Origin of the sequence: Nonomuraea sp. NPDC003709 (assembly GCF_040610775.1) — a bacterium.
GTDB classification, from domain to species: domain Bacteria; phylum Actinomycetota; class Actinomycetes; order Streptosporangiales; family Streptosporangiaceae; genus Nonomuraea; species Nonomuraea angiospora_A.
In genome coordinates, this window is sequence record NZ_JBEXMW010000005.1 from 576,729 (window position 1) to 591,768 (window position 15,040).

Annotated in this window: 10 protein-coding genes; 4 read left to right on the top strand and 6 right to left on the bottom strand. The window is 71.5% G+C overall.

Going from position 1 to position 15,040, the window contains the following annotated elements:
• Positions 1 to 119: 119 nt before the first annotated feature.
• The 4 genes from ABZX61_RS18885 to ABZX61_RS18900 are packed head-to-tail and all read right to left on the bottom strand — an operon-like array spanning position 120 to position 4,666.
• Positions 120 to 2,057: an NAD-dependent epimerase/dehydratase family protein gene (locus tag ABZX61_RS18885; protein WP_355196033.1), complete on the bottom strand. Its 1,938-nt coding sequence runs from the start codon at positions 2,055 to 2,057 to the stop codon at positions 120 to 122.
• The gene (locus ABZX61_RS18890; protein WP_350727916.1) at positions 2,042 to 2,989 is read right to left on the bottom strand and encodes a methionyl-tRNA formyltransferase; all 948 of its coding nucleotides are present in this window, start codon (positions 2,987 to 2,989) and stop codon (positions 2,042 to 2,044) included. The genes ABZX61_RS18885 and ABZX61_RS18890 overlap by 16 nt, the downstream gene beginning before the upstream one ends.
• Positions 2,986 to 3,675 (bottom strand): PIG-L family deacetylase, encoded by a 690-nt coding sequence (locus tag ABZX61_RS18895; protein ID WP_355196035.1) that lies wholly within the window; start codon positions 3,673 to 3,675, stop codon positions 2,986 to 2,988. Before ABZX61_RS18895 ends, ABZX61_RS18890 begins: the two co-directional genes overlap by 4 nt.
• Entirely contained in the window at positions 3,662 to 4,666 is a 1,005-nt protein-coding gene (locus tag ABZX61_RS18900; RefSeq protein ID WP_355196037.1) for an NAD(P)-dependent oxidoreductase, read from the bottom strand. Before ABZX61_RS18900 ends, ABZX61_RS18895 begins: the two co-directional genes overlap by 14 nt.
• 176 nt (positions 4,667 to 4,842) lie before the next feature.
• On the opposite strand from ABZX61_RS18900, the gene ABZX61_RS18905 reads away from it, so the two are divergent.
• From ABZX61_RS18905 to ABZX61_RS18915, 3 genes are all read left to right on the top strand, one after another.
• On the top strand, positions 4,843 to 5,991 hold the full coding sequence (locus ABZX61_RS18905; RefSeq protein WP_355196039.1) for an amidohydrolase family protein: 1,149 nt from the start codon (positions 4,843 to 4,845) through the stop codon (positions 5,989 to 5,991).
• A gap of 80 nt (positions 5,992 to 6,071) precedes the next feature.
• Positions 6,072 to 8,876: a glycoside hydrolase family 2 TIM barrel-domain containing protein gene (locus ABZX61_RS18910; protein WP_355196041.1), complete on the top strand. Its 2,805-nt coding sequence runs from the start codon at positions 6,072 to 6,074 to the stop codon at positions 8,874 to 8,876.
• A gap of 87 nt (positions 8,877 to 8,963) precedes the next feature.
• Entirely contained in the window at positions 8,964 to 9,773 is an 810-nt protein-coding gene (locus tag ABZX61_RS18915) for a methyltransferase domain-containing protein (RefSeq protein WP_355196043.1), read from the top strand.
• Positions 9,774 to 9,827: 54 nt separating this feature from the next.
• Here the strand turns inward: ABZX61_RS18915 and tuf are convergent, their stop codons facing one another.
• A complete protein-coding gene (gene tuf, locus ABZX61_RS18920; protein ID WP_355196045.1) occupies positions 9,828 to 11,003 on the bottom strand; it encodes an elongation factor Tu in 1,176 nt (391 codons plus the stop codon).
• A gap of 335 nt (positions 11,004 to 11,338) precedes the next feature.
• Positions 11,339 to 12,043: a hypothetical protein gene (locus ABZX61_RS18925; protein ID WP_355196047.1), complete on the bottom strand. Its 705-nt coding sequence runs from the start codon at positions 12,041 to 12,043 to the stop codon at positions 11,339 to 11,341.
• A 554-nt stretch (positions 12,044 to 12,597) separates the two neighbouring features.
• On the opposite strand from ABZX61_RS18925, the gene ABZX61_RS18930 reads away from it, so the two are divergent.
• Complete coding sequence (locus ABZX61_RS18930) at positions 12,598 to 14,832, top strand: hypothetical protein (RefSeq protein ID WP_355196049.1); 2,235 nt, start codon at positions 12,598 to 12,600, stop codon at positions 14,830 to 14,832.
• The last annotated feature ends 208 nt before the right edge of the window (positions 14,833 to 15,040 follow it).

Below are 15,040 nucleotides of genomic sequence, written 5' to 3' on the forward strand. Positions count from 1 at the left end.
CGCGGGTGCCGGGGACCAGCGGCCGTCCGCCTCGTCACGGCACCGAGTTCATCTTCGGTGATCGAGGGCGCCATGGTCCGCTCGGCGGCGGGCCACTTGCCCGGCGGAGCGATCCCCGCCTAAGGGCGGTCGCTTTCGTAGGCCAGCCACTGCGCGAACGTGTGCAGCCCGTAGTCCGGCGTCACACTCTCTCGCCACCCCAGTTCGACCTCCGCCCGCTCGACGTTCACCAGCGGCCCGGGCGGCTCGTCGGACGTCTCGACGTCCATCGGTCGCACCGCCTTGGACACCGCCTCGGCCAGCTCACCCATGCGCAGCCGCTTCCGGCCGGCGATGTTGTACACGCGCCCCGCAACCCCCCGTTCCAGCGAGGACAGCACCGCCCCGGCGACGTCCTGTACGTGCACCAGCTGTACCGGACGCCCGGAGACAGGCGCGGGACGGTTGAGCGACGACCGCAGCACCAGGTCCGCCACCGGCCCGCCCTGCGGCATGCCGGGCCCGTACGGCGTGCCCAGCCGCAGCACCACCGCTCCCGGCGCGGCCGCCTCCACCTGCAGCAGGGCCCGCGACAACGGCGTGGCGGCGGGCGACACGGGTGTCTCCTCGTCCACCCACTTCCGCTGCGGGTAGACGTGGACCGAGCTGAGCAGCACTCCGCTCCGCCCGCCCGCGAAGGCCGCCCGCGCGAGCCTCAGCTCCTCCTCCGGGTCGGCGTCGGGGGACCAGCCGAGGGCGCACACGTGCACCACCGGCACGCCGGAGTCACCGGCGGCGAGACGGAGGCCCCGGTCGGCGAGCGCGTGCGCCAGGTGCTCCCGGACGAACGTCTCGGCACCGCTCACGGCCACCGTCGCAGACGGTCCCAGGGCCGCGATCAAGGGGACAGGGGACGGCGGGGTCACGACGCGCGGCGGGTGATCCGTCAGGGACGGCGAAGGTACGGCGCGAGGCGGGCGGTCCGCCGGGCCCGTTCCCAGGGTCGCCTCCAGGCCCTGGGAACGGGCCCGCGCCGCGTCGTGCAGGCCCGCCTCCAGGCCCGCCCGCGCCACCTCGTGCAGCTCCGCCGACAGCCGCCCCAGCTCCCGCCCCGAGAGCTCGTGGCACGACCCGCCCGGCCCCATCGTGGCCAGCGCCTCGTCCACGACCCGAGCGTCCCCCAGCCCGCGACCTCCGTCCACGACCCGAGCGTCTCCCCGCCCGCGTCCCCGATGCACGACCCCCATCGTGTACGCCGTCAGCCACAGCGCGCCATGCGCGCCCGCGCCCGCCCGCGCCACCAGCCCGCCCGCGTCGATCCCCAAGCCGGCCAGATAGTCCTCGCACCGCAGGTCCCGCCACCGCCCCGACCCCGGCACCCGTACGGCGCACTGCGCGACGCCCCGCTTGAAGAACGGGATCACCGGCAGATCGTCCAGCACGGCGTCCTCGCCCAGCCCCGCCAGCGGGTCGTCGGTGAAGAAGCACGGCGAGCGGCGCACCCCCTGGAAGTCGTTGTCCACCAGGCTCGCCAGGTCCTCGTGCTCGGCCAGGCTGGGCACCGCCACGAACACCGGCACCCCGGCCTGCCGCAGGTACCGCCCCATGAGCACGTCGTCGGGCCACGTGTCGCCCCGGCCCGCGGCCCACTCCACGTACCCCTCGGCGACCTCCTTGGGCAGCAGCAGGGCGGCCACCGGCGTGTACTCGCCCGCCCCCGCCACCCACCGCGCCCCGGCCAGCGCCCCCTGGCGTACGGCGGCGCCGTTGCGCGAGTTCCAGAACGCGAACAGGGCGAGCGCGGCGTGCGGCATGGCGCGGGCGGCGCGCTCGGCCCGTTGGAAGAACGTGCCGGAGAGCACCATGTCGTCGTGCAGGAGGAAGTGGTGGGTGGAGTCGCCGGGGATGCTCGACCACGCCAGCAGCGAGGTGCGGAACGCCGAGGGCCGGCCGGCCGGATCGGGGTCGGTGACGACGTCGAGCACGCCCCCGGCCAGCCGCGCGGCCGCCTCCCTGCGCTGGGGATGCGCCATCACGGCCCCGCTCAGCCGCACGCCCCGGTTCACGTCCCCAGGCATGCGCCTACCGTGAGCTCGCCCGACTCGACGAGGTCCAGGGCGTCGCGCCGGTCCCCGTCCTCCCACCGCACGTCGCGTACCACCAGCAGCCCCGACCCGCAGGCCACCAGCACGCCGCCGGTCCCGGTAGACCACACGGGAGCGAGCACGGTCCCGGCCGGTTCCGTGCCGCTGAGCTCGATGAGATCTGCCCCAATGAGATCTGCGCTGTGGACGTACAGCCGCCGCCCGGAGACGGACGTGAACGCCCCCGGATAGGGCGGGGCCAGCGCGCGTACCCAGTCGTAGAGGTCGGAGGCGGGCCGGGACCAGTCGATCAGCCCGTCCTCGGGCCGCCGCTTCTCCCACCACGACCCGCCGGGCCCCTGCGGGCGCGCCACCACGCGGCCCTCCAGCAGCAGCGGGATGTACGTCGCCAGCAGGTCCACGTTGATCTCGGTGACCTTGCGGTAGACGGCGCCGACGTCGTCGCGCCGGCTGACCGTGAACTCCCGCTGCGCGATCAGGTCCCCGGTGTCGGCCCCCTCATCCAGGAAGAACAGGCTGACCGCGCTCGTCTCCAGCCGCTTGATGATCGTCCACGGCAGCGCGGCCCGCCCCCGCCCCTCGGGCAGCCGCGTGGGATGCAGCCCGATGGACCCCAGGGGGCACGCCGACAGCAGGGGCTCGCGCACCAGCTGCGACCATCCCGCGATCACGAACAGGTCCATGTCCTTGACCAGCTCGTACGCCTGCCCGTCGTTGATGTCGGCCGTCTCCAGCAGCGGGATGCCGTGCTTCTCGGACGCCTCCCGCAGCGGCGCGAACCCGGAGCGGTGCTGCAGCGCGGGCGGGTAGCCGATCAGCAGCGACGGCGGGGTGCCCTGCGCCACCAGCACGTCCACCGCCGGCGCGGCGAACTCCATCCCGGTGGCGAACGCGAACGTCTTCACAGGACCTCCCTCAGCACCCCGAACGCCTCCGCGCGGGTGACGCCGATCTCCGCTCCGCGTAACGTGGCCAGCGCCGTCACCGAATCCTCGCTCCTGATGTGCGGTGAAGGCCGGTGCTGGCTCTCGTACGCCCGCAATGCCGCAAGCTTCGCGCCCATATGAGCGGATATATCGCAGTAAGCCGTCGAGCGGGGCATCGGCTCGGACGCCCACTGGATCTTCGACATCTCGTACATGAAGACGTTCGGCACCAGCCACTTGCCGAACTGCTGCGCGATCGGCCGGGCGGCGGCGAACCCGGCGTCGAAGACCGCGCAGTGGTCCTGGTCGTAGTCGGCGAAACTGGGCAGGAGCAGCAGGTCGGGCCGCCGCTCGTTCAGGGCGTGCTCGAACAGGTCCACCAGCTCCCGGCGCGGCAGCGTGTCGAGTCGCTCGGTCAGCCCGCGGTCCCCGTACGCGATCTCGAAGGTGAAGCCGAGCAGGGCCCGCACGGCCTCGATCTCGTCCAGCCGCTGCCGGTAGGTCGTGGCGCCGGCCAGCCCGTAGTGGCGCATGCCGTCCACCGCCAGATACAGGACGTGCACCTCGGCACCAAGCGCGGCCTGCGCGGCCATCAGGCCGGCACAGCCCAGGACCTCGTCGTCGGCGTGGGGGGAGATCACCAGGACGCGGTCAAAGCGGCGCATTCACTGCCCTTCGGTCCTCGCGGGCGCGGTAGTAGTCGGCGGTGGCCATGATGAGCTCGTCGAGGGTGACGCGGGGCCGCCAGCCCAGGTCGGTGGCCGTCCTGAGCGCCGGGATCTTGTGGAAGGACTCCGCCTCGGCGTAGTGCGGACCGTGCACGGTCCGGCCGTCCACGCCGACGATGGGGGAAGGGCTGCCGAGCAGGGCCTTGACGCGTTCGGCGAGCTCCATGACGGTGACGGCGTTGGCCGGGTTGCCGACGTTGATGATGACGTCGTCGCCGTCCAGCGCCGCGTCCATGAAACCGATGAGGAAAGCCGTCAGGTCACTGGCCGCGATGAACGCCCTGACCTGCTCCCCGCCCGCGAACACCGTGATCGGCCGCCCGGCCAGGGCCTGCTGCACGAACGTGGGCATCACGAACCCGCCCGCCCGCGACTGCCGCGCGCCCGCCACGTTGAAGGGCCGGATGACGATGCCGCGTAACCCGTGCTGCCGGCTGTTGCAGACCATGGCCTCGGCCAGCGTCTTGGCGACGGCGTACTCGATGCGCGTGTTGTACTGGGTCGGCACGACGATGTCGTCCTTCTCGTCGAGCACGCCGCTGCGCCCGTACACCTCGGCCGAGCTGAACATGCACAGCGGCACCCCGGCGGCGGCGCACGCCTCGATGACCGGCGCGGTGCTGCCGATGATGTCGTGCCCGAGCCGCCCCGACCGCGACAGGATGCTGGCCGGGCCCACGTAGGAGGCCGCGTGGATGACGCGGTCCACGCCCGCGAAGTCGCCGCCGGAGGCCAGGTGGTCCTCCACGCGCTGCCTGATGACCGTGCAGCGCGGGTCGGTGTCGTAGTCCTCGCCGTCCACGACCGCTCCGGCGTTCGAGTCGATGATCCGTACGCTGTGGCCCGCCGCGAGGTAGGCGTCCACCAGATGTGAGCCGATGAATCCGAGACCGCCGGTGATGACTACTTCGCCACCTGGTGCACGCACGGACCCGCCTTTCCCGCTCGAGGAAAACGGTCATACTGGGACCTAGGCGGGATTAAAACAGTTTTCGTCTGTCTTGTCACCCATGGCCACAACTTTTCACCGCGGCGCGTGAACCCCTCCTGACGCGGGTAGCTCCCTATCCTGACCGGGTAGGGAGACCTGGGGAGACACCGCCGATGTCCAGTGAGCTCGACCTCATGCCCGCCGGCTTCGTGCGTGCCATCGAGGAGATGGCGCTGGTGGACCACCACGTGCACGGCGTCACGTCCCACGACCTGTCGCGCCGGGCGTTCGAGGAGCTGATCACCGAGTCCGACCGGCCGGTGCCGTCGTGGATGACCCCGTTCGACTCCCAGGTCGGCCACGCCATCCTGCGGCACTGCGCGCCGGTGCTCGGCCTCGACCCGTACTGCACGCCGGAGGAGTACCTGGCCAGGCGCGCCCGGCTCGGCGCCGACGAGACCAACCGGCTGCTGCTGGGCGCGAGCGGCATCGGGCACTTCCTGGTCGAGACCGGCTACCGGGGCGAGGAGTTGCTCGGGCCCTCCGGCATGGCGGAGGTCACCGGCATGCCGGCCGACGAGGTGGTGCGGCTGGAGGCCGTGGCCGAGCAGGTGGCCGCCGGCGGGTGCGGGGCGGGCGCGTTCGCCGACCGGTTCGCCGAGGCGCTGTGGGAGGGCACGCGTACGGCGCGCGGGCTCAAGAGCATCGCCGCCTACCGCTGCGGGCTCGACTTCGACCCCGCGCCGCCCACGCGCGAGGAGGTCACGGAGGCCGCCGGGCGCTGGTTGTCCGCCGGGGGCGGGCGGCTGTCCGATCCCGTGCTGCTGCGCCACCTCATCTGGACGGGGCTGGAGCGGGGCCTGCCGCTGCAGTTCCACATCGGGTTCGGGGACCCGGACGTGGACCTGCGCCGGTCGGACCCGCTGCTGCTGCGCGGGCTCATCGAGCTGGCCGAGCCGACCGGGGTGCCGCTGCTGTTGCTGCACTGCTACCCGTACCAGCGGCACGCGGGGCTGCTGGCGCACGCGTACCCGAATGTGTTCTTCGACGTGGGGCTGGGCGTGAGCTACACCGGCGCGCGCAGCGTGGCGCTGGTGGCCGAGAGCCTGGAGGTGGCGCCGTTCGCGAAGCTGCTCTTCTCCTCCGACGGCTTCGGCCCGGCCGAGCTGCACTATCTCGGGGCGCTGCTGTGGCGGCGCGCGATGGCGCGGGTGGTCGGCGGGTTCGTGGCCGAGGGGGAGTGGTCGGTGGAGCAGGCGATGCGGGTGGCCTGGATGGTGGGCGCGGAGAACGCCCATCGCGTCTATGACCTCGGAGGGTGAAGGCGAACGATGTTCCGCCCATGTGTGGACAGAAAACTCATCGATGACGAAACCGTCCTTAACCTCTAGGCTCGACCGCGATGGATCTCGAAACTTTCTCCCCCGGTTCGGGACTGCTCGAACCCCGGGCAGCACTCCGCTCTGACGCGCCCGCCCTCGACCTCAACGGCACGTGGCGCTTCCGCCTCTCACCCACCGCGAACGTCCCTGACGACTTCGCCCAGCCGGCCTTCGACGACGCCGGCTGGGACGAGCTCCCGGTCCCGTCCCACTGGAACCTGCACGGGCACGGCGCCCCCGCGTACACCAACGTCGACTTCCCGATCCCCGTCGACCCGCCCCGGGTCCCGGACGAGAACCCGACGGGCGACTACCGCCGCGTGTTCGACCTGCCGGAGGGGTGGACGGGCGGCCGGCTGCGGTTCGAGGGCGCCGACTCCTTCGCCAGGGTCTGGCTCAACGGCCACGAGCTGGGCTTCTGGACCGGCAGCAGGCTGCCCGCCGAGTTCGACGCGGGGCCGTACCTGCGGCCGGGACGCAACGTGCTGGCCGTCCGCGTGCACCAGTGGTCGGCCGCCAGCTACCTCGAGGACCAGGACATGTGGTGGCTGCCGGGCATCTTCCGGGACGTCACCCTCACCCGCTCCACCGCCGACGTCTTCGTGCGCGCCTCCTACGCGGACGGGCGCGGCACGCTCGGCTTCGAGGGCTCGGGCACGCTGAGCGTCCCCGAGCTCGGCGTCGCCGACCTCGCGCCCGGGGCGGAGGTGACGCTGGAGGTGGAGCCGTGGACGGCCGAGACGCCCCGCCTGTACGACGCCGTCCTCACCCTCCCCGAGGAGACGGTACGGCTGCGCGTCGGCTTCCGCACGATCTCCATCGTGGACGGCGTGCTCCTGGCCAACGGCCGCCCGCTGCTGTTCAAGGGCGTGAACCGGCACGAGTTCCATCCGGAGAGCGGCCGTACGCTGACGTACGAGACGATGCGCGAGGACGTGCTGCTGATGAAGCGGCACAACGTCAACGCCGTCCGGACCAGCCACTACCCGCCCCACCCCGACTTCCTCGACCTGTGCGACGAGCTGGGCCTGTGGGTCATCGACGAGTGCGACCTCGAGACCCACGGCTTCGGCATGATCGGCTGGCGCGGCAACCCCACCGACGACCCCCGCTACGCCGACGCGCTGCTCGACCGCATGCGCCGCATGGTCGAACGCGACAAGAACCACCCCAGCATCATCATGTGGTCGCTCGGCAACGAGGCGGGCGTCGGCAGGAACCTGGCCGTCATGTCCGACTGGACCCGCGAGCGCGACCCGTCCCGCCCGATCCACTACGAGGGCGACCGGTCCTGCGCGCACACGGACGTCTACTCCCGCATGTACGCCTCGCACGCCGAGGTCGAGCTCATCGGGCGGCAGGAGGAGGCGCCGCTGGACGACCCCGAGCTGGACGCGCGGCGCCGCGGCATGCCGTTCATGCAGTGCGAGTACGCCCACGCCATGGGCAACGGGCCCGGCGGGCTGGCCGAGTACCAGGAGCTGTTCGAGAAGTATCCGCGGCTGGCCGGCGGGTTCATCTGGGAGTGGATCGACCACGGGCTCGCGCATCCGGAGTACGAGTACGCGTACGGCGGCGACTACGGCGAGCCCGTGCACGACTCGAACTTCGTCATCGACGGTCTCGTCTTCCCCGACCGCACGCCGTCGCCCGGGCTGATCGACCTGAAGAAGGTGTTCGAGCCGGTCCGGTTCGAGTTCGGGGACGGCGTGGTGCACGTCGTCAACGGCCACGGCTTCGCGGACCTGTCGCACCTGGAGTTCCTGGCCACGGTGGAGGCGGACGGGGAGACGGTCGCCGAGCACCGGCTGACCGTGCCCGCCGAGGGCGGCGAGGTCAAGCTGCCCGCCGCACCCGGCCTGGACTCGGGCTCCGAGGTGTGGCTCACCGTACGCGCGGTGCTGGCGGCCGACCAGCCGTGGGCCGGAGCGGGCCACGAGGTGGCCTGGGGCCAGGCGCTCCTGTCGCCGCTCATCGGCGAGGCCGTCGAGGGCGCGCCCGCGACGTGGAGCGCCGGGCTGGTCCGCGACGGCGGCGAGATCTCCGTGGGTTCCGCGGGGGACTCGGCCTTCGACCTGGAGACCGGGCGCCTGGTCAGGCTGTTCGGCGTGGAGGTGGAGGGGCCGCGGCTCGGCCTGTGGCGGGCGCCGACCGACAACGACACCTACGGCGGGCTGGCCGGCAAGTGGCGCGGGCTCGGCCTGCACCGCCTCACCCACCGCGTGGACGAGGTCGAGATCGGTGACGCGCTGACCGTGCGCACGCGGGTGGCGCCGGCCGCGACCGACGCCGGCATGCGCGCCACCTACACCTGGACGGCCTCGGACGGCGGCCTGGAGCTGAGGGTGGACGTCGAGCCGGAGGGCGACTGGGCCGACCCCATCCCGCGCCTCGGGCTGGACATGTCGCTGCCCGCGGGTGCGGTCGAACATGTCACCTGGTTCGGCAGGGGGCCGGGCGAGGCCTACCCGGACACCGGGATGGCCGCCAGGGTCGGCCGCTGGCGGGCGAGCCTGGACGAGTTCCAGACGCCGTACGTGTTCCCGCAGGAGAACGGCCACCGGGCGGACGTGCGCTGGGCCGACTTCGGCGCCTTCACGGTGCGCGGGTTCCCGGTGTTCGGGCTGACCGCGCGGCCGTGGAGCGCCTTCGACCTGGACCGGGCGCGGCACCGGCCGGACCTGGTGCCGGGAGAGCGCGTGCACCTGGGCCTCGACCTGGCCCAGCAGGGCATCGGCACCGCCACCTGCGGGCCCGGCGCCCTTCCCGTCTACGACCTCAGGGCCGGGCGGGCGACGTTCAGGCTCCGCTTCGAGCCCAGCTGACCGACGGATCTGATCATGCGCGGCCCCCCTCCGGGGCCGCGCAGCCTTCGTGCTGACCGTTCACTGACGTTCAACGGGAGGAATGTGATGGATGCCAAGGAGTACCTGGCCGGTGTGTTCGACCGCGCGTCCGGGACGTACGAGCAGGTGGGGGTGCCGTTCTTCGCGCCCGTGGCCGCCGAGCTGGTACGCCAGGCCGCGCCCGGGCCGGGCGACCGCGTCCTGGACGCCGGCTGCGGGACGGGCGCCTCGCTCGTGCCCGCGGCCCAGGCCGTCGGCCCCACGGGGCGGGTGGTCGGGCTGGACCTCGCGCCCGGCATGGTCGCCGCCGCCACGGCCGAGATCGAGCGGTACGGCCTGAGCCACGCGACCGTCCTGCTGGGCGACGCGGAACGGGCCGAGGAACTGCTGCCCGGCGAGCGGTTCGATGTCGTGCTGGCCGGGATGATGCTGTACTTCCTGCCCGACCCGCTGGCCGCCGTACGCTCCATGACCGGGCTGCTGCGGTCCGGGGGCCGGTTGTCGGCCAGCCTGCTGGTGCGGTCGAGCCCGGTCGAGGTCGAGCTGCTCGGTCTGGTCGGGCGGGCACTGGAGCCGTACACGTCGGGGGCGGGCGGCGCCCCGTTCAGCCACACGCTGGGCTCGGCCGAGGAGCTGACCGGGCTGTTCGAGGCAGGCGGGCTGGGCGGGGTGCGGCACGAGGACGTGGTGTTCGAGGTGGCCGTCGAGGCGGGACAGGTGTGGGACTGGCTCTGGTCGGCCGCCCGCAGGGCCCCGCTGGAGGCGATCCCGGAGCACCTGCGCGAGGAGGCCCGGGCGGCCCTGGAGGCGGCGCTCCCCCAGGACCGCTTCGTGCTTCCCCGCACGGTCCGCTTCGCGACGGGCGTCCGCCCCTGATCGGACGCGCCCGGCCCTTCTGCTTCTGGGGCCGGGCGCTCCTTCCGGGGCTGGTCAGGCGTCGGGCACGGTGAGGATCGTGCCCGCGCCGACCGTCAGCCCGCCCTCGCGGATGGCGAAGCCGAGCCCGGGCTCCAGCGCGACCGCCTTGCCCAGCTCGACCGCCACGTCGACCGTGTCACCCGGCTGGGCGGCGACGGCGCCGCTGAGCGCCAGCTCCCCGGGCACGTCCGTCGTCCGCAGGTAGAACTGCGGCCGGTAGCCGGACGCGATCGGCTTGCGCCGCCCGCCCTCCTCCGCGGTCAGGAGGTACACGCGGGCGGTGAAGGACCGGCGCGCGTGCTGGCTGCCGGGCGCCGCCAGCACCATGCCGCGCCGTACCTGCTCGCGGCGGATCCCGCGCAGCAGCACGGCCGCGTTGTCACCGGCCTCGCCCCGCTCCATCGTCTTGCCGAACGTCTCCACGCCCGTGACGACGGCGCCGAACGCCTCACCGAACCCGACCGCCTCCACCGAGTCACCGACCCGGACGGCGCCGCGCTCGATGGCCCCGGTGACGACCGTGCCCCGGCCGGTGACCGTGAGCACGTTCTCGACCGGCATGAGGAACGGCGCGTCCACGTACCGCACCGGCACGGGGATGTGCTCGTCCACCGCCTGGAGCAGCGCCTCGATCGACGCGATCCAGACCGGGTCGCCCTCCAGCGCCCGCAGCCCGGACACCCGCACCATCGGGACGCCGTCGTAGCCGTGCTCGGCCAGCAGCTCCTGCAGCTCCAGCTCGACCAGGTCGGTCAGCTCCGGGTCCGCGCCGTCGGCCTTGTTGACGGCCACGACCAGGTGCTCGACGCCGACCCGCTTGGCGAGCAGCACGTGCTCCCTGGTCTGCGGCATGATCCCGTCGTGCGCGGACACGACGAGGATCGCGCCGTCCAGCTGCGCCGCCCCCGTGATCATGTTCTTCACGTAGTCGGCGTGCCCGGGCATGTCCACGTGCGCGTAGTGGCGGGTGGCGGTCTCGTACTCGACGTGCGAGATGTTGATCGTGATCCCGCGCCGCGCCTCCTCGGGCGTGCGGTCGATCCGCTCGAACGGCGTGTACGTGGCCTGCCCGCGCTGCGCCAGCACCTTCGTGATGGCGGCGGTCAGCGTGGTCTTGCCGTGGTCGACGTGCCCCATCGTGCCGATGTTGAGATGCGGCTTGTTCCGTACGTAGGCCTGCTTGGCCATGGTTCCTTCCTTGAGACCTGGTTTCCGTGTGACCCGTACTCGGGGCCGACAACCTCCCCCCGCCGGGTCACCTCAGGACTCACGGGAAGAGGTCAACGCTCCAGGCCGTCGCAGGCACGCTCAAGCACGCCCGGCACCGCGGGCGTCACAAGGAGAGCGTGCAGGAACATGACGAACATAGTGCGATCCACAGCACGCGACCGCAACCGAATATTCCCGGCGGGAGTTCGCGTAGGTGGGCCGACTGACACCCACCCCGGACCGGCATGCCTTTCGGGCCCTCCGGAGGCCGAAACGGAACCCAGGACAGCCTGAATTCGCAGGTCATGGGTTTGTCAGACCGTCCATCGCGGGGCGTACTCCAGGTGGATGTCCTGCCCGCCGCCTGGATCCAGATTCGGCCAGTAGAACAGCCGGCAGACGTGATAGTTGCAGGCGCCCGAGATGTACAGCGAGGTCGCGGCAGCGGGCGGCCCTTCCTTCGCCACGGCGAAAAAGTGGCGGGCCGGCTGCCGAAACGCCGCGGTGCTGCCGGTCAGAAACAGCGTCTCGGCGTGCACGCGCTGGTGGAGCGCGTCCTTGTTGTCCTGGTAGTTCAGGGCCCGGTAGTCGATCTCCTCGTCGGCGGGCAGGTCGGTGTCCGGAACGCTTGCCGTCCGGATCTCGCCCGGAAGGCTTCGGGCGGTGATCCGCTTTCGTACCTGCTTCCAGCGGGAGGGCGGGAACTGCAGCGAGTGGTGGGCCAGCACGAGATCAAGCGGCCGGTCCGGGCACCTCTCCGCCATATCCCAGTCGGGGTTGATCCCAGGGGCGGCCGGAGTGGCGCGCATCGGCAAGTAGACCAGAGAGCGTGGCGATCGGGCCGCGAGCAGCCACAACGCGCCGATCCGTCGGCCATCCGTCCGGTCCACATACATGTGGTACTGGTTACCGGTGTCGTAGAGTGCCCCATTGCCCAAAGGTTTGGCCGGGCGGATCACCCGGAGCTCCGAGGCTCCCAGCCGCACTCGGTGAATGATGATCTTCACCTGCACGATCATCGGTTCCTTTCATCCTCAGGCTGCCTGTGCGATCCAGTGGTTCTGAAGGACGGCGATGGTCTCGCACAGGTGGCCGGGCTTGGAAGGGCCGCAGCGTAGCTTGCGGAGGACCGTCCAGCTCTTCAGCGCGGAGCTTGACGTGGGAGCGGTTGGGGCACGATCGAACAGCACCTGAAGCTCCTGGTTGTGACGGTGCGGATTGTGGTGATCAACCCGTCTACCAGGAGCTTCTTAGAGCCACCAGCCGAACGCCGCCATCGCGATCATGATGTGATCGGGGCACGCGTCCTGGAGGATGGAAAACGTTCAGTGAGCCGTGCTGAGGAACGAAGCACGATCGTCGATCGCCCTCGGCAATCTACGGCGGCCAAGCACGCCGTGGCGAATCGTAAATGCTGCATCTGTGAGTCGATGTGGCCATTCGTACACGCCCCTGCCCACCCGATCGGGGATGCCTACCGCATTCGTCCTGAGTACCTGGCGGCCCGGGTTACGTCCCGTCGAGTGGTGTGGATTGGCCCTATCGCGGAGGCGAGGCGGCTTGGTCTCATGTCATGGTGATGTGGAGAGGGCGCGTCAAGGGTTGGTGGCTGATCGTCGGCGCGGCGGTGGCGACGTCGGTGGCGGCGTTCGCCGAGTCGGAGCTTCCCGCTGGGGTGGGCGCGGTCTTGGTCGCTGTGATGGGGGCCGCAGCCGGCGTGGTGTCCGGGCGGGGCAACCGGCTGGTGGAGGCGCCGACGGCGCGCGAGCGCGGGCTGGTGGTGGCTCGGCGCGGCAGAGTTCCCCGCATCCGCGATATCGACGATCTGTCAGTCGTGCGCGTCCATAGTGCGGGCGGTGACGCGTTCCCCGCGTTCATCCCCAGGGACAGAAGCGGCGAGATCGAGTCGGCCCTGGCCTCACACCGTTTCGTCCTGCTGGTCGGGGACTCGACCGCGGGGAAGTCACGTGCGGCGTTCGAGGCGCTGCGTGAGAAATGCTCGCGTCACCGCCTGCTCATCCCGGATCCGGAGAGCGGGGAAAGCCTGGCGGCCGCCTTCGAGACGGCCGAGTCCGTGCGGCCGTCGGTGATCTGGCTGGACGATCTCGAACGCTACCTGACCTCGGGAAGCGCCCTCCCGAACCAGATCAGGAACGTGATCGTCGGGAAGCCGGGGGTGCTGGTGGTGGCCACGATCCGCACCCATGAGAGGGCCCGCTTCCGGGGGATCGAGGCGTCTCCCGTTCCGGAGGCGGCGGTGTTCGGTCTCGCCCATGAGATACGGCTGGAGCGCCGGTGGAGCGCCGCAGAGCTGCGCCGGGCGTCCGAGCACACAGAGGACGAGCGTATCGCCCAAGCGATCGAGTCATCCAGCACGTACGGAATCGCCGAGTTCCTGGCAGCCGGACCGCGGCTCCTCGCGACCTGGAAGGACGCCCGTTCTCCCGAAGGGAACCACTCCCGAGGCGCGGCGCTGGTGGCCGCCGCTGCCGACGCCTTCTGCGCGGGCTGGACCACTCACCTCCCGGCTCCGGTCCTGCGTGACCTCCACGAACACCACCTGCTCGACCTCGGGGGCGCCCGCGCCCGTCCCGAGCCTTGGGAATCCGCTCTGGCCTGGGCAACGAAACCGATCTTCGCCACCAGCAGCCTCCTGGTCCCCAACCACGACGGCACCGGCTACCGGGTTTTCGACTACCTGCCCGAAGCGATCGACTCCGAACGCGGGACCAGCGGGATCGCCCAGCCGGTCTGGGACACGCTCATCGTTCACGCCGAGCCGGCGGCCTGCGTCGACCTAGGCCGGGCCGCCCAGCAACGGACCCAATGGGACGCCGCGACATCCGCCTTCCGCAAGGCGGTCGACGGCGGTGCCCTCATGGGCGCGATCGGCCTGGCGGAGATGTCCGGCGACGCCAACCGGCATGCCGAGGCCGTCGACGTCCTCAGATCGGCGCTGCGGTCCGCGCCGCCGGACACCGCTCCGGACGACCTCTTCGAACTCACCCTTCAGCTGGCCTGGTGGACGGGGCAGTCCGGGGACCTCGACCGGGCGGTCTCCCTCTCCACCGAAGCATACGAGGGCTTCCTGGAGCTCCACGGAAGGATCCACCCGGCCACGATCCAAGCCAGACGGAACCTGATTCGCTGGACCGGCCACACCGGATCGGCCGCCGACGCCCTCGCGATGGCCAGGGAGCTCCTGGATACCGGACAGACCCTCTGGGGGCCGGAGCACCGTCAGGTGCTGGGTCTGCGATTCGAAGTGGCCTGCTGGGCGGAGGCCGACGGGCCGCAGGCCGCCGAGCGCGCCTGGCGCGAACTCAACGACGATGCCACCCGCCTACTCGGTGACCATCACGCCCTCACCAACGACGCCCGCTGGAACCTGGCCGACTGGGCGACTCGAAACGGTGACCGAGAGACCGGCCTTCGCCTGCAGAGAGAAGTCATCGAGGGCTGCGCGGTCCTCTACGGTGCCGACCACGCGCGCACCCTGACGCGCATCATCCAGCTCGCCGCCATGCTGGGACACGCCGACCGTATCGAAGAAGCCCTGGCCACGGCCACCGGCGCCCGCGACGACTGCGCTCGCGTCCTGGGGCAGAACCACGAACTCACCCACTGCGCCGCCTACCAGCTCGCCCTGTGGACCGCTCTCTCCGGAGACACCGACACCGCACAGGTCGCCTTCACGAGCCTTCTCGCCGTGCTGCCGGACGGCCATCCACTCGCCGGACTATGCGCCCGCCAAACAGCCGAAGGCCCGGGCTCGACCACTGACTACTACCTGCCCCCTGACTGGTGACCGCCACGACGAGACACATCGAGGTCGCCGGACGGCCACAGACGTGACTCCACGGACGAATCCCGGAATGCCCCTGAACGCCACGCACAGGGTGGTGCGGGTCGAGAGGCCAGATGGGCGCACAGCGAGGCTGCCCAGGAAGACGGCGAGGCTCAGCCGTTCCGCCTCCGTCCACGTGAGTCATGTCGTCCTGCCACGTGTCGAATTT

Excerpts from the sequence above, each read along its gene's own strand:
- ABZX61_RS18885 (WP_355196033.1), bottom strand. The coding sequence starts at position 2,057 with ATGCCTGGGGACGTGAACCGGGGCGTGCGGCTGAGCGGGGCCGTGATG.
- ABZX61_RS18895 (WP_355196035.1), bottom strand. The coding sequence starts at position 3,675 with ATGCGCCGCTTTGACCGCGTCCTGGTGATCTCCCCCCACGCCGACGAC.
- ABZX61_RS18905 (WP_355196039.1), top strand. The coding sequence starts at position 4,843 with ATGTCCAGTGAGCTCGACCTCATGCCCGCCGGCTTCGTGCGTGCCATC.
- ABZX61_RS18910 (WP_355196041.1), top strand. The coding sequence starts at position 6,072 with ATGGATCTCGAAACTTTCTCCCCCGGTTCGGGACTGCTCGAACCCCGG.
- ABZX61_RS18915 (WP_355196043.1), top strand. The coding sequence starts at position 8,964 with ATGGATGCCAAGGAGTACCTGGCCGGTGTGTTCGACCGCGCGTCCGGG.
- tuf (WP_355196045.1), bottom strand. The coding sequence starts at position 11,003 with ATGGCCAAGCAGGCCTACGTACGGAACAAGCCGCATCTCAACATCGGC.
- ABZX61_RS18925 (WP_355196047.1), bottom strand. The coding sequence starts at position 12,043 with ATGATCGTGCAGGTGAAGATCATCATTCACCGAGTGCGGCTGGGAGCC.
- ABZX61_RS18930 (WP_355196049.1), top strand. The coding sequence starts at position 12,598 with ATGGTGATGTGGAGAGGGCGCGTCAAGGGTTGGTGGCTGATCGTCGGC.